The sequence below is a fragment of the Streptomyces sp. NBC_00080 genome (assembly GCF_045041255.1).
In the GTDB taxonomy this organism is placed as follows: Bacteria; Actinomycetota; Actinomycetes; order Streptomycetales; family Streptomycetaceae; genus Streptomyces; species Streptomyces coriariae.
On sequence record NZ_CP108235.1, the window covers coordinates 8,349,425 to 8,369,743 of the forward strand.

The window sequence follows — 20,319 nt, forward strand, 5'->3', positions numbered from 1 at the left end:
TTGGGTGCGGTGCTCTGTTTTCGTGGGACACTGGCAGGTATGAGCAGCGTCGTTCGAGGGGCCCGCGCCCGCGCCAGGATCGAAGTCACCGCCGCCATCAAGGAGGAGGCCCGCAGACAGCTCGCGTCCGACGGCGCGGCCAGGCTCTCGCTGCGCGCCGTGGCCCGTGAGCTCGGCATGGTCTCCTCCGCGCTGTACCGCTACTTCCCGAGCCGCGACGACCTGCTCACCGCACTCATCATCGACGCCTACGACTCCCTCGGCGAGGCCGCGGAAGCCGCGCACGCGGCCGTCACCGACGCCGCTCCGGTCGAGCGCTGGGTCACGGTCGGCGAGGCGGTGCGCGGTTGGGCGCTGGCGCATCCGCAGGAGTACGCGCTGATCTACGGCTCGCCGGTGCCCGGCTACAGCGCGCCGCAGACGACCGTCCCGGCCGCCGCCCGCGTCGGTCTTCTCCTCATCGGCATCGTGCGCGACGCGCACCGGAGCCACGCGCTGGAGGTGCCGCTCCTGACGGACGAGCTGGTCCCCGAGGCGGTCCGGCTGGCGGCCGACCTCGCCCCCGACCTTCCGCCGGGGGCGGTCACGGCGCTGGTGGCGGCGTGGGCCCAGCTGTACGGGCTGGTCGGCTTCGAGCTGTTCGGGCAGTTCAACCGGGTCGTGGAGGAGCGCGAGCCGTTCTTCCGGCACGCGGTCACACGCCTCGCCCAAGGGGTGGGACTCCGCTAGGGCGCGGCCCGCGGCCCGCGGCCCTCCACTCGGCCGTCGACCTGTCGAGCTGTCGACGTGTTGGTGCGTCGACGTGTTGGTGCGTCGGCCCGTCGGTCACGCGCCCGGTCAGGAACGGCGGTGGAGGCCGGTGAAGGCCGTCGATCAAGGGTCCACACCGTCTCCAGGGGCGGCGCGTACTTCCAGGGGAGTACGGCTGATCACCTCGCCCGGCGGACGTCCGGCGCGCCCGGCGGCGTCTAGCGTGGCGGACATGGAAGAAGAGCGGACGCGGGGGCACGGTGGCCCGGGACAGTGGTGGTCGCGCAGGCCGCCGCGCCGGCTGCGCCGCTGGGGGGAGGGCCGGGACGGTCGGGAGGGTGGGGCGGTCCCGGAGCCGGGTGCCACGCGGTGGCCCTGGCGCTCCACCGTGCTGCTCACCGCCTTCGTCCTCGTCGGCTCGAACTTCGCGGCCCATGCGCAGGAAGGGGAGCGGGCACCGCTCGACGCCTTCGCGCGCGTGCTGCTGGTGCTCGCCTCCGGGCTGCTGCTGTGGCGGCAGCGACACCCGGTGGCCGTCGTGTTCGGCACGGCCTCCGCCGCCGCCCTCTACCTGGGCGCCGGCTACCCGTACGGACCGGTTTTCCTGACCGTGGCCGTGGCCTGCTTCACCGCCGTGGTCGCCGGGCACCGGCGGGCCGCCTGGACGGCGCTGGGCCTGCTGTGGACCGTCCACCTCCTGGTCGCGCACTGGCTGTACCGGTGGCTGCCGCCCGCCGGTGACGACGCGGCCTCCTACGGGCAGGAGATCGTCGTCGCGGGATGGGCCGTGGCGATCGTGGCGGTCGCGGAACTGGCCCGGATCCGGCGCGAACAGTGGGCCCGTGAGCGGGCCGAGCGCGCCCAGGCCGCCCGGCGGCGCGCCGACGAGGAACGGCTGCGGATCGCCCGCGAGCTGCACGACGTGCTCGCGCACAGCCTCTCGGTGATCAACGTGCAGTCGGGCGTGGGGCTCGCGCTCCTCGACTCCGACCCGGAGCAGGCGCGTACCGCGCTCACCACCATCAAGTCCGCCAGCAAGGAGGCGCTGGGCGAGGTGCGTCAGGTGCTCGACAGCCTCCGCACGCCGGGGGACGCGCCACGCGCCCCCGCACCCGGCCTGGACCGGCTGCCCGAACTGGTGGAACAGGCGGCGCGCGCGGGCCTCACGGTCGATGTCGACGGCCGCCCGCCCCGGTTGTCGCCGCACACGGATCTCGCCGCGTTCCGCATCGTCCAGGAGGCACTCACCAACGTCGTACGCCACTCGGGCTCGCGCCACGCGCGCGTGCGGCTCGAACAGGGTGGCGGGACGCTTCGGCTGCGCATCGACGACGACGGTCCGGCGACCGGTGCCGACGCGGGCGGCAGCGGCAACGGTCTCGCCGGGATGCGGGAGCGGGCCGCGGCCCTGGGTGGCACGATCGAGGCGGGACCGCGCCCCGACGGCGGCTTCCAAGTGCTCGCCGTACTGCCCACGAAGGCCGGGGAGAACCAGTGAACGCGGCGGAGCCGGCGAACCGGCCGGGAGCGGTGCATGGGGCGGGACCGGCGAACGGGCCGGGACCGGTGGACGGGCCGGGACCGGTGGACGGGCCGGGACCGGTGGACGAGGGAGGCACGTGATCCGCGTACTGCTCGCCGACGACCAGTCGCTGGTCCGGGCGGGGTTCCGGGCGCTGCTGGACGCGCAGCCGGACATCGAGGTGGCGGCCGAGGCCGCCGACGGGGAGGAAGCGGTGCGCGTGGTGCGGGAACTGCGGCCCGACGTCGTGCTGATGGACATCCGGATGCCCCTCCTCGACGGGCTGGCCGCCACCCGCCGGGTCACCGACGACGAGACGCTCTCCCAGGTCAAGGTCATCATGCTGACCACCTTCGAACTCGACGAGTACGTCTTCGAGGCGATCCGCTCGGGCGCTTCCGGCTTCCTGGTCAAGGACACCGAACCGGAGGAACTGCTGCGTGCCGTACGGGCGGTGGTCGCCGGGGACGCGCTTCTCTCGCCGGGAGTCACCCGCCGGCTCATCGCCGAGTTCGCCGCCCGTTCCAAGGAGCCCGCGGCGGCCGACGCGCTGAGCCGGCTCACCGAGCGCGAACGGGAGGTGATGGCGCTGGTCGGGATCGGCCTGTCCAACGAGGAGATCGCCCGCAGGCTGGTGGTCAGCCCGCTCACCGCCAAGACCCACGTGAGTCGCACCATGGTGAAGCTGGGTGCCCGGGACCGGGCCCAACTGGTCGTCCTGGCCTACGAGTCGGGGTTGGTCCGGCCGGGCTGGCTGGGCTGAGCGCCCGTCCGCAAGCGGACCAGGACGGAGACGACTCGAACCACGAACACCACGGGAGCGAGGGCCAGGCCCGCCCGTAGCAGCGACTTCTCCGCCAGAGTCGGCAGTTCGAACAGCAGCGCTGGACCGGCGACCGCCCCGAAGAGCACCGCCGCCGCGAACACCGCACTGCACAGCGCGTATCCGATCTCGACGGTGATCACGTCCCGCTCGGCCTGTGTGCGCCGGCCCCCGTACCCGCTCATACGGCGAGTTTCACAGGTGTACGCCCGGCGAGGCAATCGGCCCCGCCGGGCGCACTCCTGGAGGCGGTTTCCCCCTCAGGGCCCGTCTGTTGAGACGGGCCCTAGTCGCGGACGCCCACGGGCTCCGCGTCCGCCTCCGCCACGGTGGACCTGGCGATCACTACCGAGCCCCGGGCGCGCCGGGTGCGCAGTCCGGGGAGCGTGATGAGCAGGCCTGCGGCGGCGATGGCCGTCACCACCGCCAGTCCGGGCCGGTAGCTGTCGAGGACGGCCTGCGGGGTGGGGTCGGCCGGGGCGCCCGCGGTCACCACCGCCGTCACCACCGCGAGGAAGATCGCACCGCCCACCTGCACGGAGGTGTTGAGCAGCCCCGAGACCATGCCCTGCTCGTGGTCCGCCACGCCGTTGGTGGCCTGGATGTTGAGCGAAGGGAAGACCAGTGCGCAGGCCGCGCCGATCAGCAGCATGGTGGGCAGGATCACCGCCGCGTACACCGGGTCGAGATCGACGCGCAGGAACAGGGCGTACCCGGTGACCATGAAGGCGAAGCCCGCAGCGATCAGCCGCGGAGTGCCGAACCGGTCGACGATCGAGCCCATCTTGGTCGAGGACACCGCCACCAGCGCGCCGGCCGGCAGGAACGCGAGTGCCGTGTGCAGCGCCGACCAGCCGAGCAGCGTCTGCATGTAGAGGGTGGCCAGGAACTGGAAGCCCACGTACGAGCCGAAGAAGGCCATCGCGCCGAGCTGGGCACGGATCTGGCTGCCGGAACGGAGCACGCCGAGCCGGATCAGCGGGCCGGCCGAGCGGCGCTCGACGAGGACGAAGACGGTCAGCAGGGCGGCGACGGCGAGGAACGACAGCAGCGTGCGCGCGGAGGTCCAGCCGGACTCCGGTGCCTGGACCACGGTGAAGACCAGCAGCAGCATCGACGCGGTGCCGAGCACGGCGCCGGGCACGTCGTAGCCGTTGTGGTCCTTCTCGCGTTCGCTGCGCGGCAGCAGCTTCAGACCGGCCGCCAGAGCGATCAGGGCGATCGGCGCGGGCAGCAGCATGGTGAGGCGCCAACTCGCCTCGGTGAGCAGGCCGGAGAGGACCAGGCCCATCGAGAAGCCGGTGGCGGCGCAGGTGGTGTAGATGGAGAGCGCCCGGTTGCGCAGCGGGCCCTCCGGGAACGTCGTGGTGATGATGGACAGGCCGGCCGGGGCCGTGAAGGCGGCGCTGAGGCCCTTGATGAACCGGCTCGCGATCAGCAGCGGGCCCGAGTCGACCAGCCCGCCGAGCAGCGAGGCCAGCGCGAAGACACCGAGCGCGATCAGGAAGACCTGGCGGCGGCCGAGCAGGTCGGCCGCGCGACCGCCGAGCAGGAGCAGGCCGCCGTATCCCAGGATGTAGCCGCTGACGATCCATTGCAGGGTCGAGGTGGAGAGGCCGAGGTCGGAGCCGATGGACGGCAGGGCGACGCCGACCATCGACACGTCCAGCGCGTCCAGGAACATCGCGGCACACAGCACCAGCAGGGTGCCCCACAGCCGTGAGGTCCAGCGGCCCTCGGTGAGAGGGGACGCGGGGGAGGGGAGCGGAGAGGTCATGACGGAGAGGCTACATGCACATGCATCGAATGCAAATGCATTTAATTCCGATGCAATAATTGATGTTCTCTGCTACGGTGCGCCCCATGGCGGCGAAGAAGGGTGAGGCCGAGGCCGATCAGGCGCTCGTGGAACAGTGGCGGGACATGCTGGCGCTGCATGCGCGGACCCAGTGCGAACTCGACCGGGCGCTGCACCAACACGGCCTGTGCGGAAGCGACTTCGAGGTGCTGGACGTCCTCGCGGAGTCGGCCGCGCCGGACGGCTCGTGCAGTTATCGCGTCCAGGAGATCGCCGAGCGGGTCCATCTCAGTCAGAGCGCGCTGTCACGGCTCGTCGCTCGTCTGGAGAAGGACGGTCTGGTCGAGCGCGGCATGTGCCCGGAGGACCGCAGAGGCGTCAGGGTCGCGCTCACCGGGAAAGGGCGCGCGCTGCACGGCGACGTACGGCCGGTGCAGCGCGCGGTGTTGACCAGGATGCTCACGGACTGACCGTGGCGGCCTGGGGGTTGACTCCCGCCTGTCGGTTGACGGCGGCCGGTCAGCCGATGGCGGACTTCTCCCGCCACAGTGTCGCCAGCGCGGCGTCCCCGGTCACGGCCGGGAGCGGCAACCGGTTCCACAACGACAGATAGAGCGCTGCCGCGGGACCGGACACCTCACAGTCGGCGTCCCCCTCGCCGTTCCGCTCCGTCACGGGCGGCTCTGCCGACAGACGTACGGTCCACACGGCGTCCTCCATGTCCGTCGCGCGTACCCGCAGGACCCGGGGTTCGTCGGTCCGCACCCGGCTCTTGGCGCGCGCGTGGAACCCGCGCAGCAACTCGTCGATGCCGTCCGCCGCGAAATCGGCGGCGATGTACCGGGCGATCTCCTCGGGTGCGCGGCCACGGGCCGACTCCGCGTCCACGCGGTGCACGGCCGTCTCGTGCGCCTGCCGCCTGGCCCAGAACGCGAGTGGTGAGGGCGCGGGCAGGAAGTGCCAGCACCGCAGGTCGGGCGGGGCGGCGGACAGGGTGCCGACGAGCCGTAGGTGGCCCTCGCGGAACCAGTCGAGCAGCGCGTCGCCGTCGAGCTCCGGCGGTTCGCCGAGGGGGCGGGGGGCGGGGGTGCCCTCGGCCACGAACGACGTCGCCCAGCGGTGCACCGCGCCCGTGTGCCGCAGCAGGTCCCTGACCTGCCAGTCCGGGCAGGTCGGCACCTTCGCGTCGGGACCCGCTTCCGCCGCCGCGGCGGCGAGCGACCGGCCTTCCCGGTCCAGGGCGTGGATGAACTCCGCAGTCTCCATGTGGGGGAGTGTGCCGGATGGAGTGCGGTCGAGGGGAGGGGCGGGGGTCGTCAGCCGGCGGTCGCACGACGGGTGGCGAAGCCGATCGCCGCGGCCACTCCGGCCAGTACGGCCACGCTGGTGAGGGCGGCGGGCAGGGAGAACCAGTCGGCCATGAAGCCGATGGCGGGCGGGCCCAGGAGCATGCCGCCGTAACCGAGCGTCGAGGCGGTGGCGACACCGCTCGGGCCGGCCAGGGCGCCCGCGCGTTCCACGGCCACCGGGAAGAGGTTGGCCAGTCCGAGTCCCGCGACCGAGTAGCCGAGGAGCGCCGCCCACAGGGCCGGGGCGAGCGCGCCGAGCAGCATCCCCGCCGCCGCGACGCCGCCGCCGAGCACCACGGTACGGGTGCGGCCCAGCCGTTCGAGGAGGGTGGTGCCGGTGAGCCGGCCGACCGTCATGGCGAGCGCGAAACACGAGTACCCGGCCGCGGCGACCCCTGCTGAGGACCCCAGGTCCTGTCGCAGATGCAGGGCACCCCAGTCGGCCAGGGCTCCTTCGCCGTAGGCGGTGCAGAGGGCGATCAGGCCGAAGACGACGACGAGACGACGGGCGCGGGGCGTCACCCGGTGCGGAGCCGCCTTCGCGGTCGCCGGATCGTCGGGCCCCGCGGTGGTCGGGTGCTCGGGCCCGGCGGTGGAGCGTTCGGGCCCGGCGGTGGTGGGGCGCTCGGGCCCGGCGGTGGCGTGCTCCGGCGGCCGCGGCGGCTCCAGTCGGAGCAGCGTGGGTGCAGTGAGCGCGGTGACGAGCAGGCCGATGATTCCCAGGCCCAGCAGATGGAGCGTGGGGGACAGGGATCCCGCGACCAGCCCGCCGAGACCGGCGCCGATCATGCCGCCCAGGCTGAAGGCCGCGTGGAAGGTGGGCATGACCGGCCTGCCCAGCGCCGCGACCAGATCGACGGCGGCGCTGTTGAAGGCGACGTTGATGCTGCCGTACGCCGCGCCGAACAGCAGCAGGACGGCGCCGAGCGTGGCGGCGGAGTGGGTGAGCGGGGGCAGCGTCACGCTGAGGGAGAGCAGGACCGCGCAGGCCACAGTGACCGGGTGACTGCCGTAGCGGCCGCACAGGCGCCCGGTGAACATCATCGTGATCACCGCGCCCGCGGAGACGCCGAGGAGCGCGAGCCCGAGGGTGCTGGGGGAGGCGCCGGTCTGTTCCTTGATGGCCGGGATGCGGACGACCCATCCGGCGAAGACGAAGCCGTCGAGGGCGAAGAACGTGGTCAGGGCGATACGGAGCCGGGTGAGGTCATTGCCGTGACCCGGTGCCGTGTCGCGCGTTCGGGTTTTGTTTATTTGCGGCACAAAATCAGGCTAGGTGGTGGTCCGGAACTGAACAAGACCGTCGTGGGGTCTTGGCCGCTCTCCTCCGCCCGGACGGGGGGACCCTCCCTCCCCGCACGTACCGCCCCGTCCCGCGGGCATCCGGTGGGCGCGTCGGGCGGGCGTCGGCCCGTGTCACCGGCCCGGCAGGCGCGTGGTGATCTCCTGGAGCACCCAGCCGTTGCCGTCCGGGTCGCTGAACGAGGCGAACGACGCGTAGCTGCGGCGCTCCGGGTCCGGGCCGGGCACCCGTCCCTCGTTCCCGGCGCGGTGGAACACACCGCCCGCGTCGCCGGAACACCGCGCTCACCGCCACGCCCCGCTCGACGAGTTCGGCCCGGGCCGCCTCGATGTCCTGGACGACGAGGCGCCGGCGAGGCGGTTCGCTTCGAGGACGGCTTCGGCGAATGCCCCGGGCGCCTCCTGCGGCACGTTGTGGCCGATCCCGGTCAGGGTGTGGTGCGCGTAGGGGCCGGTGAACTTGTCGCGGTAGGCCGTGCCGTCGCCCGCGGGGGTGAAGGGGTCCTTCTCGCCGTCGAGGGTGACGGTCGGCACGGCGATGGCGGGTCCTGCGGCGAGCCGCTTCTCGAGCCCGTCGTAACGGGGATCCCCCTCGACCAGGCCCAGCCGCCAGCGGTAGTTGTGGATCACGATGTCGACGTGGTCCGGATGGTCGAAGGCGGTCGCGGTGCGCTCGAACGTGGCCTCGTCGAAGCGCCAGGTCGGTGAGTTGAACGTCCACACCAGCCGGGCCAGGTCCCGCGTGTTGTCGTGCAGTCCCCGTCGTCCCCGCTCGGTGGCGAAGTAGTACTGGTACCACCACGCCCACTCGGCCTCGGCGGCCAACGGCAGGCGCTGGCGCTCGCGGTTGGTGATCAGATAGCCGGTCACGGAGACGAGCGCCCGACAGCGCTCCGGCCACAACGCGGCGATGATGCCGGCCGTCCGTGATCCCCAGTCGAAACCGGCCAGGACCGCCCGTTGGATCCGCAGTGCGTCCAGCAGCGCGACGATGTCGAGCGCCACCACCGACTGCTGCGCGTTGCGGAACGTCGTGCTCGACAGGAACGTCGTCGTGCCGTGCCCGCGCAGGTACGGGACGATCACTCGGTGGCCACGCGCCGCCAGCAGCGGGGCCACCTCGGCGAAGCTGTGGATGTCGTAGGGCCAGCCGTGCAGCAGGACGACGGCCGGCCCGTGGGCGGGGCCTGTCTCCACGTACCCGATGTCCAACTCCCCGGCGCGGATCTGCTTCAGCCGACCGAAACCGCCCGGCACTTCGAAACCGTCCGGCGCCCCGGGGTCGGAGGCCGCCCCGGCGGCGGCAGTTCCCCCGGGCGTGGGAAGCGCTCCGGGAGCGGGGACCGCCCCCGCGGCCGTGGGCAGCCCGGTCATCGACGCGCCGGCGGCACTCACGCCCACCCCCACGGCCTTGCCGAAACCTCGCCTCGTGAACATCTGGAGCCTTTCCGTCGATCGGACGCGGCGCGAACGTGAAACGACACTGGCATGGGGTGCGTCACCTGTCAAACCAGTAACGCATGACTGTGGACATGCCGAAGGGCCCGCCGGTGGCGGGCCCTTGGGGTTCGGGTAAGACGTGGACGTGCCTCTGCCGGCGCTCCCGTGGCGAGGCCTGGTGCGCTCGCGGTGGGGCTCGGTGAGGCCCCGCGTGCTCAATGTGCTCGGTGGCGGTAAGGCTCGGCGCAACCGGGTGGGGCGGGCGGGGATCAGCGGGAAGCGGACCCCTGCGGCTGCTTCTTGCGGGCGCGATAGGCCGCGGCCTTGAGCTTGTTGCCGCAGGACTCCATGCCGCACCACTGCCGGCGCATGCCGCGCGAGCGGTCGATGTAGACGCGGGTGCACTCGGGGTTGCCGCACTCCTTGAGCAGCGGCACATCCGGCCCGCTCAGAAGCTCGACGGCGTGCCGCGCCACGGTGGCCAGCGCTTGTTCCGGCGTCGCGTTCGTCCACCGCCCCGTCTCGGTGAGCTGCGGCGTCGCGGGAGTCCCGCGGGCCGCGCCGTTCACCGCGGCGAGCGCCGCGGGACGGTAGGCCTCCCCGAGGCGACGGCTCGTGACCAGGTCGTAGACGGCCTCCCGCAGCGCGATCGCCTGCGTCACGTCGGCCTCGCTGCTGGGTGTCACCGCGTCGACGACCGCGGACTCGACGTACCAGGCCTCCAGGCGGCTCGGCGTCGCGAACATCTCGAACCGGAGCGACCGCCGCGCGCGGAGCGTCGCGGCGAAGTCGAGGGCCGGGTTCCCGCAGACGAAGACATGGTCCGGATTCACGTCACCATCTTGACAGGTGACATGTAGCCTTGCAAGGCTAGTCACCGGTCAGGCCGGTGACGGACGTTCGGGACGGTGCGCCGATGGCGCGTGGCCGGTGGCGAGTGACCGATGGCGCGGGCCGGGTGACGGCACCCGGCCGCCCCGTGCCGCGTCGTCACGGCAGCAGTCGTCTCTCCTTGGCGACCGCCACCGCGCCCGACCGCGTCTCCACTCCCAACTTGCCGTAGATCCGCCCGAGATGGGTCTTGACCGTCGCCTCGCTGATGAACAGCGCCCGGGCGATCTCCCGGTTGCCCAGGCCTCGGGCCAGCTGAGCGAGGATCTCGTGCTCACGGGCGGACAGGGTGGGGCGCGGGCTGCGCAGCCTGGTCAGCAGACGGTCGGCGACGGGCGCCGACAGCGCGGTGCGGCCGGCCGCCGCGGCTCGGATCGCCGCGAAGAGTTCGTCCGGCCGCTCGGCCTTGAGCAGGTAGCCGGTGGCGCCCGCCTCGATGGCGCGGGTGATGTCGGCGTCGGTGTCGAACATCGTCAGCACCAGGACCCGGGGACCCGCCTGCGGTCCTCCGGTCAGGCGCCGGGTGGCCGTGACGCCGTCCATGCCGCCGTCGAGCTGCAGATCCATCAGCACCACGTCGGGGCGCAGCCGGGCGGTCAGGGCGAGTGCCTCCTCGCCGGTGCCCGCCTCGCCGACCACGTCGATGCCGTCGGCGCTGGACAGCAGGGCGCGCAGTCCGGCCCGGACGACGGCATGGTCGTCGCACAGCAGCAGCCGGACGGGCGGCGGGGGCGCGGAAGCGCTCAAGGGACGGGCTCCTTGTGAAGATCGGGGACGGACGACGTCAGGGGCACGGCCACGGTGACGACAGTGCCCTCGCCGGGGGTGGACTCGACGCTCAGCGTGCCGCCCGTCTGCCGGGCCCGGATCCGCATGGCCGACAGCCCGTGCCCGCGCGTGCGGTCCTGTTCCGGCACCGGAGCCCTGCCCGAAGGTGTGTCCGAAGCTGTGCTCGGATCGATGTCCGCAGAGGTGCCCGGAGGGGCGTCAGCAGCGGTGTTCGGGGCGATGTCCGGGGTGAGCGCACCGGCGGCGGCACCGCGCGGGCAGACCGGTTCGCCGGGCCCCGGCTCAGGCCCCGGCCGCGGCCTCGGCCCCGGCTCGAATCCGCGCCCGTTGTCGGCCACGTCCAGGGAGACCAGGTCGTCCAGGCAGGTCAGAGTCAGGACACCGCGGGTCGCCGCGGCGTGTTCGCGCACGTTGGCCAACGCTCCCTGGGCGATGCGCAGGAGCGCAGCCTCGACCCGTTCGGGCAGTCGGCCCGGGTCGCCGTCGAGCCGGAACTCCAGGGCAAGACCCGGTCCGCTCTCCCGAGCGGCGAGCAGGGTGAGTGCCTCGGGGAGCGTGTGTGCGGCGAGGTCGGCCGGCGCCAGGTCGTGTACGAACCGGCGGGCCTCGGCGAGGCCCCGGGAGGAGATCTCGGCTGCCTCGCGCAGGTGCTCCCGGGCCGCGTCCGGATCCGACTCCCAGACGCGCTCCGCCGCGTGCAGCAGCATCCGCTGACTGGACAGGCCCTGCGCGAGGGTGTCGTGGATCTCCGTGGACAGCCGCTGACGTTCCGCGAGGACACCCGCCTGCCGCTCGGAGGCCGCGAGGTCGCGGCGGGTACGGACCAGATCGTCGATCAGCACACGCTGCCGGGCTCCCTGGCGTTGCAGGTGGACCATCACGGCGGTGGCCACCGCGGCGACGGCCGGCGGGGCCAGGACCATGTTGGGATTGAGTGCCCCGTCGGCCACGCGCACCTCCGAGACCACGACCAGCGCGGTGAGCACCGCCGCGAGCGGCACCGCGATCCGTGTCGGCAACGCGTGCAGGCCGGCGAACAGCAGCGGCATGGCGCACCAGGTCGCGCTCGGCGCGAGCGCCAGGAGAACCACCCAGACGGCCGAGACCGAGCCCAGCCACGCAAGATGCCGCGAGGAAGGCGCGCAACCGGGCCGCGGCGCCGGGGCCAGGACCCGCCCGAGGACGTAGAGCAGGCAGAAGGCCGCGTACAGCGCGACCACCCAGCCGGCGTGCGCTCCGCCCCGGTCGCGGCTCAGGAAGCGGACGAACGAGGAGCCGAGCAGCACGAAGAACGCGAGGTGAACGACGGTGCCCAGCCAGCGCTCGTCCGAATCGGTGTCTCTCATCCTCCGTGTCTAACGCGAGGGACGCCCGACCGCATCAACCGATCGGCTGACATCCGGATCGCCCGAACCGGTCGGCCGGCCGAGACGGTCGAACGAGGCGGACACGCCGAAGCAGCGCGAGGCTGGAAACGGATCCCGCACCGTGCGGGAGACACCGTTCGGGACCTGCGCGACCGCGGGGACCTGCACGGCTGCCGGGAACCACGCGACAGCCCGGAGCCGCGCGACGGTCCGGAACCGGCGTGATCGCCGGGGACCTCGCGCACGTCACGCATCTCGAGAACATCGTTCGGAAAGGCCGGGAATCGCATGCCCGCCAAGAAGCTCACCGTCAACCGCGCGGCCCTCGGTCACCGCATCGGGTACGCCCTGCGGCACCCGGACCGGGTGCCCCGCCATGTCGCCCGTGCCGCCCGGGACCTGTGGCTGAGCCGCCGCCATCAGGATCACGTCTCCTACTACCGCGCGGTGATGCGCTCCGACACCCGCGCCGATCCGGACGCGGCGGTCGGCAGCCGCAGCCGTGAACGGTGGCTCGCCCTCGGGGCCATGCAGTTCGACTACCTGCTCGGACACGGTCTGCGTCCGGAGCACCGCATGCTGGAGATCGGCTGCGGCAACCTGAGGGGCGGCTGGCGGTTCATCCGGCACCTGGAACCCGGCAACTACCACGGCATCGACATCTCCCCCGACATCCTCGTGGCCGCGCAGGACACGATCGTGGAGATGGGGCTGCGGCAGCGGCTGCCGACGCTGACGCCGGTGCGCGACCTGACGCTGCGGTTCCTGCCCGACGCCCACTTCGACGTGGTGCACGCGCACAGCGTCTTCTCGCACTCGCCGCTTCCGGTCATCGACGAGTGCCTGGCCAACGTCGGGCGGGTGCTCGCGCCCGGCGGCTGGTTCGACTTCACCTTCGACCGCACCGAGGGCGAGGAACACCACGTGCTGCGCGAGGACTTCTACTACCGCACCGACACCCTCGTGGCCCTGGCCGAGAAGCACGGCCTGCGAGCCGGTTTCATGGACGACTGGGAGGAACTCCCGCACGGCCAGTCCAAGATCCGCGTCACTCATAGGACCTGACATGACATGACATGACACGCCAGGACCTGAGCCGAACCCACTCGGCCTGAGCCGGCCTGTCCTGCCTCGACCCGAGGAGAGGGGACCATAGGCGTCATGCGGATGTACGGAGAGCGGCTGCGGGTCCTGGCGGGGGCGGTGTTGATGGTGGGTGTCGCGGTGGCCTGCGGCGGGCAGGGAGGCGGCGGCGGGCCGGCGACCGCCACGGCCACCGCGCCCGCCGAGGGCACGGCCACGGGCGCGAGCAAAGGTGGCGAGGGCGCGCCGACCGCGTCGGCCCCTCGATTCGACGAGGAGATCGGGTTGCCCGACGGCCGACGCGTGGGCATGGCGTACGTGGAGGGACGCGGGCTCGTGGAACGGCACCGGGACGCGGACACGCGCGTGTGGAGCCCGCCGCGCGTGGTGTACGCGACCGCCACCGACCGGTGCCAGAGCCTCACGCTCAAGGTGTTCGACGCGACGGTCGCGGTCATCGCCGACTGGGGCGACTACTGCTACGACGGCGAACCGCCCATGGAGTCGATCGCGGCCGTCGGCACGGGGGACCTCGGCCGGTGGGACACGAAACTCACCAGGAGCTTCGACGGCTGGTCGAAGGTCGCCCCCGTGGGCGGCGCGGGGGACCTCGTCTTCACCCGCGGTTCCACCGAGTGGCTGACCCGGCTGCGGTGGAGCGGAGCGGAAGGCTTCGCTGAGGTGGAGGAGATCCGGCGCTGATCCCCCGCCCCGTCGGCCGCCCTGATCCCCCGCCCGGACCGCCTGCCCCGTTCTCCCGCATCCGGACGATCACGAACAGCGAGCACCGCAGGCTGACTTGGTGTTTTACAGTGGCTCTCGCCAGTCCAGGAGACTCCGGAACCTGTGAGGTACACGCCCATCATGTCGACAGAAACGTTTGAGTTCCAGGTAGAGGCCCGTCAGCTGTTGCAGCTGATGATCCATTCGGTCTACTCGAACAAGGACGTCTTTCTCCGCGAGCTCGTCTCCAACGCCTCCGACGCGCTGGACAAGCTGCGTCTCGCCGCGCTGCGGGACGACACGCTCGACGCCGACGTCTCGGACCCGCACATCGAGATCGAGATCGACGCGGCCTCCCGCACCCTGACGGTGCGGGACAACGGCATCGGGATGTCGTACGACGAGGTCGGCCGGCTCATCGGCACGATCGCCAACTCGGGCACGGCGAAGTTCGCGCAGGAACTGCGCGAGGCCCAGGAGGAGGGCGGGGCCGAGGGGCTCATCGGGCAGTTCGGCGTCGGCTTCTACTCCGGCTTCATGGTGGCCGACGAGATGACGCTGCTGACCCGGCGGGCCGGCGAGAGCCAGGGCACCCGCTGGTCGTCGCGCGGTGAGGGCACCTACACGCTGGCGAGGGTGGACGACGCGCCGCAGGGCACCACGGTCACGCTGCACCTGAAGCCGGCCGACGCCGACGACCAGCTGCACGACTACACCGCGGACCGCACGATCAAGGGGATCGTCAAGCGCTACTCGGACTTCATCACCTGGCCCATCAGGCTGGTCCCGCAGGCGGTCGACGGCGCCACCGCCGACACCACCGGCAGCGACGGGGAAGCCGGCACCGCGGCCGAACCCGAGACGCTGAACTCGATGAAGGCCCTGTGGGCGCGCTCGCGCGACGAGGTGTCCGACGACGAGTACCACGAGCTGTACAAGCACATCAGCCACGACTGGCGCGAACCGCTGGAGACCGTCCGGCTCCAGGCGGAGGGCACCTTCGAGTACCAGGCGCTGCTGTTCCTCCCCTCGCACGCCCCGCACGACCTGTACAACCAGAACTACCAGCGCGGTGTGCAGCTGTATGTGAAGCGCGTCTTCATCATGGACGACTGCGAGGCGCTGCTGCCGTCCTACCTGCGGTTCGTCAAGGGCGTGGTCGACGCAGCGGACCTCTCGCTGAACGTCTCGCGCGAGATCCTCCAGCAGGACCGGCACATCCGGATGATGCAGCGCCGGCTCACCAAGAAGGTCGTCTCCACGGTCAAGGACATGATGACCGCGGCCCCCGACCGCTACGCCACCTTCTGGCGGGAGTTCGGCGCCGTTCTGAAGGAAGGACTGCTGTCCGACTCCGACAACCGCGACACCCTTCTCGCCGTCTCGTCGTTCGCGTCCACGCACAGCGCGGACGAACCGACCACGCTGAAGAGTTATGTGGAGCGGATGAAGGACGGACAGGACGCCGTCTACTACCTGACCGGCGAGTCCCGGCAGAGCATCGAGAACTCCCCGCACATGGAGGCGTTCCGGGCGAAGGGCATCGAGGTCCTGCTCCTCACCGACCCGGTCGACGAGGTGTGGGTAGACGCGGTGGGCGAGTTCGACGGCAAGCCGTTGCGGTCCGTCGCCAAGGGCGAGGTCGACCTCGGCGGGGAGGACGGCGAGAAGGCCGACGGCGAGCGCGAGAAGCAGGGCGAGGAGTACGCCGGTCTGCTCGGCTGGATGAAGGAGCAACTGGGGGAGGACGTCAAGGAGGTGCGGCTGTCGTCCCGCCTCACCGTGTCCCCGGCCTGCATCGTCTCCGACGCGCACGATCTCACCCCGGCGCTGGAGAACATGTACCGCGCGATGGGGCAGGAGGTGCCGCGCGCCCTGCGGATCCTCGAACTCAACCCCGATCACCTGCTCGTGAAGGGCCTGAACCAGGCCTTCAAGGAGCGGGAGGACCGTGCCGGGCTCGCCGAGACCGCCGAGCTGCTGCACGGTCTGGCGGTCCTCGCCGAGGGCGGACGGCCGAAGGAGCCGGGACGGTTCGTGAAGCTGGTGGCCGACCAGCTGGAGCGCGCGCTGTAGCCGACGCCGTGGGGACCGGGCAGAGCCTCCTGCCCGGTTTCTTCACCCGTCGCACACCGAAAGTACTCGTTGCTTGAGTCAATCAAGTGGGCTTACGATGCTGCGCAGTCGTGCAGAATCGCATCCCCCCACGGAGGCTCGGCCATGTCCCATGCGCAACCCAGGTCCGCGGAGGCGGGGGAGGGATCCGCCGCGCCGCGGGCCGGCCTCCTCGTGGCGGTGCTGGCCTTCGGCGGGATCGTGGTCTCGCTGATGCAGACCCTGGTGATCCCGATCGTCCCGGAGCTGCCGAAGCTGCTCGACGCCCCGGCCTCCGACACGGCCTGGGCGGTCACCGCCACGCTCCTCGCGGCCGCCGTCGCCACCCCCGTCATGGGCCGGCTCGGTGACATGTACGGCAAGCGCCGCATGCTGCTCGTCAGCCTTCTCACGCTGATCGCGGGATCGGTCACGGCCGCCCTCAGTGACGGGCTCGTCCCCATGATCGTCGGCCGGGCCCTGCAGGGACTCGCCTCCGGCGTCATCCCGCTCGGCATCAGCATCATGCGTGACGAACTGCCCGCCGAGCGGCTCGGCTCGGCCACCGCCCTCATGAGCGCCTCCCTCGGCATCGGCGGTGCCCTCGGACTGCCCGCCGCCGCGCTCATCGCGGACCACTTCGACTGGCACACGCTGTTCTGGACGTCGGCCGCCCTCGGCGTCGTCGCGGCCGTGCTCGTCCCGGTCTTCGTGCCCGAGTCGAAGGTGCGCACCGGCGGACGCTTCGACCTGGTCGGCGCCCTCGGCATGGCGGCCGGGCTGGTGTGTCTGCTGCTCGCGATCTCCAAGGGCGCAGACTGGGGCTGGGGGAGCGGCGCCACGCTCGGGCTCTTCGCCGCCGCTGTCGTCGTCCTGCTGCTGTGGGGCGTGTTCGAACTGCGCGTCGGGGAACCCCTGGTGGATCTGCGCACCACCGCCCGCCGCCAGGTGCTGGTCACCAACCTCGCCTCGATGGCCTTCGGCTTCTCCATGTTCGCGATGTCCCTGGTGCTCCCTCAGCTGCTCCAGTTGCCCGAGGCGACGGGCTACGGTCTGGGCAGGTCGCTGCTGGCCGCCGGCCTGGTGATGGCGCCCACGGGCCTGGTGATGATGGCCACCGCGCCGCTCTCCGCGCTGGTCTCCGAGGCGCGGGGCCCGAAGGTGACCCTGATGCTCGGCGCCGTCATCGTCGCCGCCGGGTACGGCCTCAACATCGTGTTGATGGACGCGGTGTGGGAACTCGTCCTGGTCTCCTGTGTCATCGGCGCAGGCATCGGCTTCGCCTACGGGGCCATGCCCGCGCTCATCATGGGCGCCGTGGACCCCTCCGAGACGGCCGCCGCGAACAGTCTCAACACGCTGATGCGGTCCATCGGCACGTCCACCGCAAGCGCCGTCGCCGGCGTGCTCCTGGCCCAGCTGACCACCACCTTCGGCGGCACCGCGCTGCCCTCGGAGAACGGCTTCAAGGTGGTCATGGCCGTCGGTTCCGGAGCGGCCCTGCTGGCCCTCGCCGTCGCCGCGTTCATCCCGCGGCAGCGGACGGCGGGCACGGCGCCGTCGGCCGCCGAAGCCGTGTCCCCGGTGCCCGCCGAGGTGGGACCGACCGGAGCCGAACAGGCCGTCGTCACACCGGCGGTCGCCGCACCGGGCGAGCAGGTCGTGGGTGCCGCGGTGGCCGTGCCGCTGGCCCGCGCGGTCGCGGAACTCGTCGCAGTCGTCCCCGGGCTGACCGACGACGGGCCGGTCGGCCACGGGCATCCGATACGCGGGCACGTGCGGGGCGACCAGAGCGTGCCGGTGGACTGCGCCGCGGTCACCCTGATCTCGCTGGGCGGACGGCAGTTGAGCCGGGCGGCCGCCGGGCCGGACGGCTCCTACGCCCTCGAGGCGCCGGGCGAGGGCACCTACGTGCTCATCGCCTCCGCCGACGGGCACCGGCCGCAGGCGACGACCGTGGTGGTCGGGGCGGCGCCGGTGACGTACGACGTGCTGCTCAGCGGCACCAGCGGGCTCGTCGGCACGGTGCGGTCCGCGGAGGGCGGGGCGCCGGTCGCCGGGGCGGTGGTCATCCTCACGGACGTGCGCGGCGATGTGCTGGCCACCGCGCAGACCGACGGCACGGGAGAGTTCTCCGTCGCCGAACTGGTGCCGGGTCCGGTGACCCTCGCGGTCAGCTCGCCCAAGCACCGGCCGCTGGCGCTGCCCGTGGAGATCGCCGGCACCGGTGTCACCCGGGTCGACGTCGAGTTGCGGCCCGGCGCGCTGGTGCGGGGCACGATACGCGGCGGCGGCGCTCCGCTGGGCGACGCGCGGGTGACCCTGGTGGACGCCGCCGGGAACGTCGTGGCGACCACCACGACGGGCAGCGACGGGGCGTACGCCTTCTCCGACCTGGACGGCGGCCAGTACACGGTCGTCGCGACCGGCTATCCGCCCCGCGCGAGCGGCATCAGCCTCGGCGGCGGTGACGTGGACGAGCACGACATCGAACTCGCCCACGCCGGGGACTAGTTCGTCGACGGCGGCCACGCGTGCGTGGCCGCCGACCGGCAACGGCGCGGCACAGTGGCGGATGGCCGGCAACGGCACGGCGGCGGGCGATGGCGTACGGGCTGCGGCTTCAGACGAGGAGGACCCTGATTCCCGCCTCCTCGAACCGGCCCACCGCCGCCGCGTCGGCCGCCGTGTCCGTGACCAGTGTGTCCACCGTGTCGGCCGCGCAGATCCGGGCGAACGCCCGCCGCCCCAGCTTGCTGGAGTCGGCGGCCACCACCACCCGCTCGGCGCGCTCGCACAGCAGCCGGTCGACCGCCGCCTCGGCCTCGTCGTGCGCGGCGGCGCCGTGCGTCGCATCGAAGGACACGACGCCGAGCACCGCCACGTCGAGGGTGATCTGACCCAGCACCCCGTCCGCGAGCGGCCCGACCAGCTCGTACGACTGCGCCCGCGCCACCCCGCCGGTCACCACGATCTTGAACTGGGGGCGCACCGCCAGCTCCGCCGCGATGTTCAGCGCGTTCGTGACCACGGTCAGCGCGGGCGAGCCGGACGCCAGATCACCGCGCACGGCCAGCGCGCGCGCCACCTCCGTGGTCGTCGTGCCGCCGGTCAGCCCGACCGCCTCGCCGGGTGCGACCAGATCGGCCACCGCCCTCGCGATCCGCTGCTTCTCGGTCGCCTGCCGGGCCGTCTTGTACCGCAACGGCAGCTCGTACGACACCCCGTGCACCACCGCCCCGCCCCGCGTGCGGAGCAGCATCTGCTGCTCGGCGAGCTGGTCGAAGTCACGGCGGATCGTCGCCGCCGACACGGCGAGCTCGGCCGCCGCGTCCTCGACGTCCAGCCGGCCGCGCTCGACGAGCAGCTCCAGCAGCGCCTTCCAGCGGGCGTCACGCGACATCGACGTTCTCCGTTCGCATGCTTGAAGTTGCTCGAATGATGGCCCTATCTTGCATGAACAAGCATGAACAGTCACCGTCGGGAAGAGGTGGGGCATGACCCACGTCGAGGACGAACTGACCGACCAGCCCGCGTGCTGGACCCGCGCCGCAGCCGAAGTCTCCCGATACGCGGGCGAGTTGCCGATGCCCGGGGAGCGGGTGGCGATGGTCGGGTGCGGCACCTCGTACTTCATGGCCCAGGCCGCGGCCGCCCTGCGCGAGGGGGCGGGGCACGGCGAGACCGACGCCTTCGCCGCCTCGGAGTTCCCCCACGCCCGCTCCTACGACCGGGTCGTCGCCCTGACCCGGTCCGGCACCACCACAGAGGTCCTCGGCCTGCTCGGCCGGCTGCGCGGACACACCCGCACGACCGCGATCACCGCCGACCCGCACACCCCGGTCATGGAGTCGGCCGACCACGTGGTGGTCCTGGACTACGCCGACGAACGCTCCGTCGTGCAGACCCGGTTCGCGACCACCGCGCTCACCCTGCTCCGCGCCCATCTCGGCCTGCACGGTGACAGGGTCGTCACCGACGCCCGCACCGCGCTCGCCGAGCCGCTTCCGCGAGGGCTCGTGGAGTGCGGGCAGTTCACCTTCCTCGGACGCGGCTGGACCGTCGGACTGGCGAACGAGGCCGCGCTGAAGATGCGCGAGGCGTCGCTGTCCTGGACCGAGGCCTATCCCGCGATGGAGTACCGGCACGGCCCCATCAGCATCGCCACCGCCTCCACCGCGACCTGGATGTTCGGCGAGGCGCCCGACGGGCTGGCCCGACAGGTGGGCGCCACCGGCGCGTTGTGGGTGCCGGGTGAGCTGGACCCCCTCGCCGAACTGGTCCGCGCCCAGCGCCTCGCGGTGGCCGTCGCCGCCGCCCGCGGCCTCGATCCGGACCGCCCGCGCCATCTCACCCGCTCGGTGATCCTCACCCCCTGAGCCCCCGAC

18 protein-coding genes and 1 pseudogene are annotated in these 20,319 nt (G+C 72.4%); 9 read left to right on the forward strand and 10 right to left on the reverse strand.

What is annotated here, in order from left to right; translation table 11 throughout:
- Positions 1-39: 39 nt before the first annotated feature.
- The 3 genes from OHU34_RS37280 to OHU34_RS37290 all read left to right on the forward strand — a co-directional run bounded on the left by OHU34_RS37280 (position 40) and on the right by OHU34_RS37290 (position 3,035).
- Positions 40-729: a TetR/AcrR family transcriptional regulator gene (locus OHU34_RS37280; protein ID WP_142268966.1), complete on the forward strand. Its 690-nt coding sequence runs from the start codon at positions 40-42 to the stop codon at positions 727-729.
- A gap of 253 nt (positions 730-982) precedes the next feature.
- Complete coding sequence (locus tag OHU34_RS37285; protein ID WP_230196959.1) at positions 983-2,248, forward strand: sensor histidine kinase; 1,266 nt, start codon at positions 983-985, stop codon at positions 2,246-2,248.
- Between the two features lie 121 nt (positions 2,249-2,369).
- Complete coding sequence (locus OHU34_RS37290; RefSeq protein ID WP_230196960.1) at positions 2,370-3,035, forward strand: response regulator transcription factor; 666 nt, start codon at positions 2,370-2,372, stop codon at positions 3,033-3,035.
- Here OHU34_RS37290 and OHU34_RS37295 read toward each other — a convergent pair.
- The gene (locus tag OHU34_RS37295) at positions 2,996-3,280 is read right to left on the reverse strand and encodes a DUF6332 family protein (protein WP_142268963.1); all 285 of its coding nucleotides are present in this window, start codon (positions 3,278-3,280) and stop codon (positions 2,996-2,998) included. The genes OHU34_RS37290 and OHU34_RS37295 overlap by 40 nt on opposite strands.
- A 101-nt stretch (positions 3,281-3,381) precedes the next feature.
- Positions 3,382-4,872 carry an MFS transporter gene (locus OHU34_RS37300; RefSeq protein WP_142268962.1) on the reverse strand — a complete coding sequence of 497 codons (1,491 nt, stop codon included), beginning with the start codon at positions 4,870-4,872 and terminating at the stop codon, positions 3,382-3,384.
- A gap of 86 nt (positions 4,873-4,958) precedes the next feature.
- Here OHU34_RS37300 and OHU34_RS37305 point away from each other — a divergent pair, with 86 nt between their 5' ends.
- A complete protein-coding gene (locus OHU34_RS37305) occupies positions 4,959-5,363 on the forward strand; it encodes a MarR family winged helix-turn-helix transcriptional regulator (RefSeq protein ID WP_020125945.1) in 405 nt (134 codons plus the stop codon).
- 49 nt (positions 5,364-5,412) lie between these two features.
- Here the strand turns inward: OHU34_RS37305 and OHU34_RS37310 are convergent, their stop codons facing one another.
- The 7 genes and pseudogenes from OHU34_RS37310 to OHU34_RS37340 form a co-directional block, all read right to left on the reverse strand.
- On the reverse strand, positions 5,413-6,159 hold the full coding sequence (locus OHU34_RS37310) for a maleylpyruvate isomerase family mycothiol-dependent enzyme (RefSeq protein WP_142268961.1): 747 nt from the start codon (positions 6,157-6,159) through the stop codon (positions 5,413-5,415).
- A gap of 50 nt (positions 6,160-6,209) precedes the next feature.
- Positions 6,210-7,505 carry an MFS transporter gene (locus tag OHU34_RS37315; RefSeq protein WP_405770511.1) on the reverse strand — a complete coding sequence of 432 codons (1,296 nt, stop codon included), beginning with the start codon at positions 7,503-7,505 and terminating at the stop codon, positions 6,210-6,212.
- Positions 7,506-7,658: 153 nt separating this feature from the next.
- Positions 7,659-7,890: pseudogene (locus tag OHU34_RS37320) on the reverse strand (glyoxalase); the annotation flags it as partial.
- Positions 7,830-8,981 carry an alpha/beta fold hydrolase gene (locus tag OHU34_RS37325; RefSeq protein ID WP_230196961.1) on the reverse strand — a complete coding sequence of 384 codons (1,152 nt, stop codon included), beginning with the start codon at positions 8,979-8,981 and terminating at the stop codon, positions 7,830-7,832. The pseudogene OHU34_RS37320 and the gene OHU34_RS37325, both read right to left, overlap by 61 nt.
- Positions 8,982-9,253: 272 nt before the next feature.
- Positions 9,254-9,817, reverse strand: a complete 564-nt coding sequence (locus OHU34_RS37330) for a CGNR zinc finger domain-containing protein (RefSeq protein ID WP_405770514.1) — start codon at positions 9,815-9,817, stop codon at positions 9,254-9,256.
- A gap of 157 nt (positions 9,818-9,974) precedes the next feature.
- Positions 9,975-10,622 carry a response regulator transcription factor gene (locus OHU34_RS37335; RefSeq protein ID WP_142268957.1) on the reverse strand — a complete coding sequence of 216 codons (648 nt, stop codon included), beginning with the start codon at positions 10,620-10,622 and terminating at the stop codon, positions 9,975-9,977.
- Positions 10,619-12,010 (reverse strand): sensor histidine kinase, encoded by a 1,392-nt coding sequence (locus OHU34_RS37340; RefSeq protein ID WP_405770516.1) that lies wholly within the window; start codon positions 12,008-12,010, stop codon positions 10,619-10,621. The genes OHU34_RS37335 and OHU34_RS37340 overlap by 4 nt, the downstream gene beginning before the upstream one ends.
- 309 nt (positions 12,011-12,319) lie before the next feature.
- On the opposite strand from OHU34_RS37340, the gene OHU34_RS37345 reads away from it, so the two are divergent.
- The 4 genes from OHU34_RS37345 to OHU34_RS37360 all read left to right on the forward strand — a co-directional run bounded on the left by OHU34_RS37345 (position 12,320) and on the right by OHU34_RS37360 (position 18,445).
- Entirely contained in the window at positions 12,320-13,096 is a 777-nt protein-coding gene (locus OHU34_RS37345) for a class I SAM-dependent methyltransferase (RefSeq protein ID WP_230196963.1), read from the forward strand.
- Positions 13,097-13,192: 96 nt separating this feature from the next.
- Positions 13,193-13,816 carry a hypothetical protein gene (locus OHU34_RS37350; RefSeq protein ID WP_230196964.1) on the forward strand — a complete coding sequence of 208 codons (624 nt, stop codon included), beginning with the start codon at positions 13,193-13,195 and terminating at the stop codon, positions 13,814-13,816.
- Positions 13,817-13,978: 162 nt separating this feature from the next.
- Positions 13,979-15,913, forward strand: coding sequence for a molecular chaperone HtpG (htpG, locus tag OHU34_RS37355; protein ID WP_142268954.1), 1,935 nt, complete (start codon positions 13,979-13,981; stop codon positions 15,911-15,913).
- A 144-nt stretch (positions 15,914-16,057) separates the two neighbouring features.
- Complete coding sequence (locus OHU34_RS37360; protein ID WP_405770520.1) at positions 16,058-18,445, forward strand: MFS transporter; 2,388 nt, start codon at positions 16,058-16,060, stop codon at positions 18,443-18,445.
- A 109-nt stretch (positions 18,446-18,554) separates the two neighbouring features.
- On the opposite strand, the gene OHU34_RS37365 is transcribed toward OHU34_RS37360, so the two are convergent.
- Entirely contained in the window at positions 18,555-19,334 is a 780-nt protein-coding gene (locus tag OHU34_RS37365) for a DeoR/GlpR family DNA-binding transcription regulator (RefSeq protein ID WP_054240658.1), read from the reverse strand.
- Between the two features lie 94 nt (positions 19,335-19,428).
- On the opposite strand from OHU34_RS37365, the gene OHU34_RS37370 reads away from it, so the two are divergent.
- The gene (locus OHU34_RS37370) at positions 19,429-20,310 is read left to right on the forward strand and encodes an SIS domain-containing protein (RefSeq protein ID WP_142268952.1); all 882 of its coding nucleotides are present in this window, start codon (positions 19,429-19,431) and stop codon (positions 20,308-20,310) included.
- The last annotated feature ends 9 nt before the right edge of the window (positions 20,311-20,319 follow it).

Bases quoted from the DNA above. Each gene is read 5' to 3' on its own strand.
- OHU34_RS37280 (WP_142268966.1), top strand. From the start codon at position 40: ATGAGCAGCGTCGTTCGAGGGGCCCGCGCCCGCGCCAGGATCGAAGTC.
- OHU34_RS37285 (WP_230196959.1), top strand. From the start codon at position 983: ATGGAAGAAGAGCGGACGCGGGGGCACGGTGGCCCGGGACAGTGGTGG.
- OHU34_RS37295 (WP_142268963.1), bottom strand. From the start codon at position 3,280: ATGAGCGGGTACGGGGGCCGGCGCACACAGGCCGAGCGGGACGTGATC.
- OHU34_RS37300 (WP_142268962.1), bottom strand. From the start codon at position 4,872: ATGACCTCTCCGCTCCCCTCCCCCGCGTCCCCTCTCACCGAGGGCCGC.
- OHU34_RS37305 (WP_020125945.1), top strand. From the start codon at position 4,959: ATGGCGGCGAAGAAGGGTGAGGCCGAGGCCGATCAGGCGCTCGTGGAA.
- OHU34_RS37310 (WP_142268961.1), bottom strand. From the start codon at position 6,159: ATGGAGACTGCGGAGTTCATCCACGCCCTGGACCGGGAAGGCCGGTCG.
- OHU34_RS37325 (WP_230196961.1), bottom strand. From the start codon at position 8,981: ATGTTCACGAGGCGAGGTTTCGGCAAGGCCGTGGGGGTGGGCGTGAGT.
- OHU34_RS37340 (WP_405770516.1), bottom strand. From the start codon at position 12,010: ATGAGAGACACCGATTCGGACGAGCGCTGGCTGGGCACCGTCGTTCAC.
- OHU34_RS37345 (WP_230196963.1), top strand. From the start codon at position 12,320: ATGCCCGCCAAGAAGCTCACCGTCAACCGCGCGGCCCTCGGTCACCGC.
- OHU34_RS37350 (WP_230196964.1), top strand. From the start codon at position 13,193: ATGCGGATGTACGGAGAGCGGCTGCGGGTCCTGGCGGGGGCGGTGTTG.
- htpG (WP_142268954.1), top strand. From the start codon at position 13,979: ATGTCGACAGAAACGTTTGAGTTCCAGGTAGAGGCCCGTCAGCTGTTG.
- OHU34_RS37360 (WP_405770520.1), top strand. From the start codon at position 16,058: ATGTCCCATGCGCAACCCAGGTCCGCGGAGGCGGGGGAGGGATCCGCC.
- OHU34_RS37365 (WP_054240658.1), bottom strand. From the start codon at position 19,334: ATGTCGCGTGACGCCCGCTGGAAGGCGCTGCTGGAGCTGCTCGTCGAG.
- OHU34_RS37370 (WP_142268952.1), top strand. From the start codon at position 19,429: ATGACCCACGTCGAGGACGAACTGACCGACCAGCCCGCGTGCTGGACC.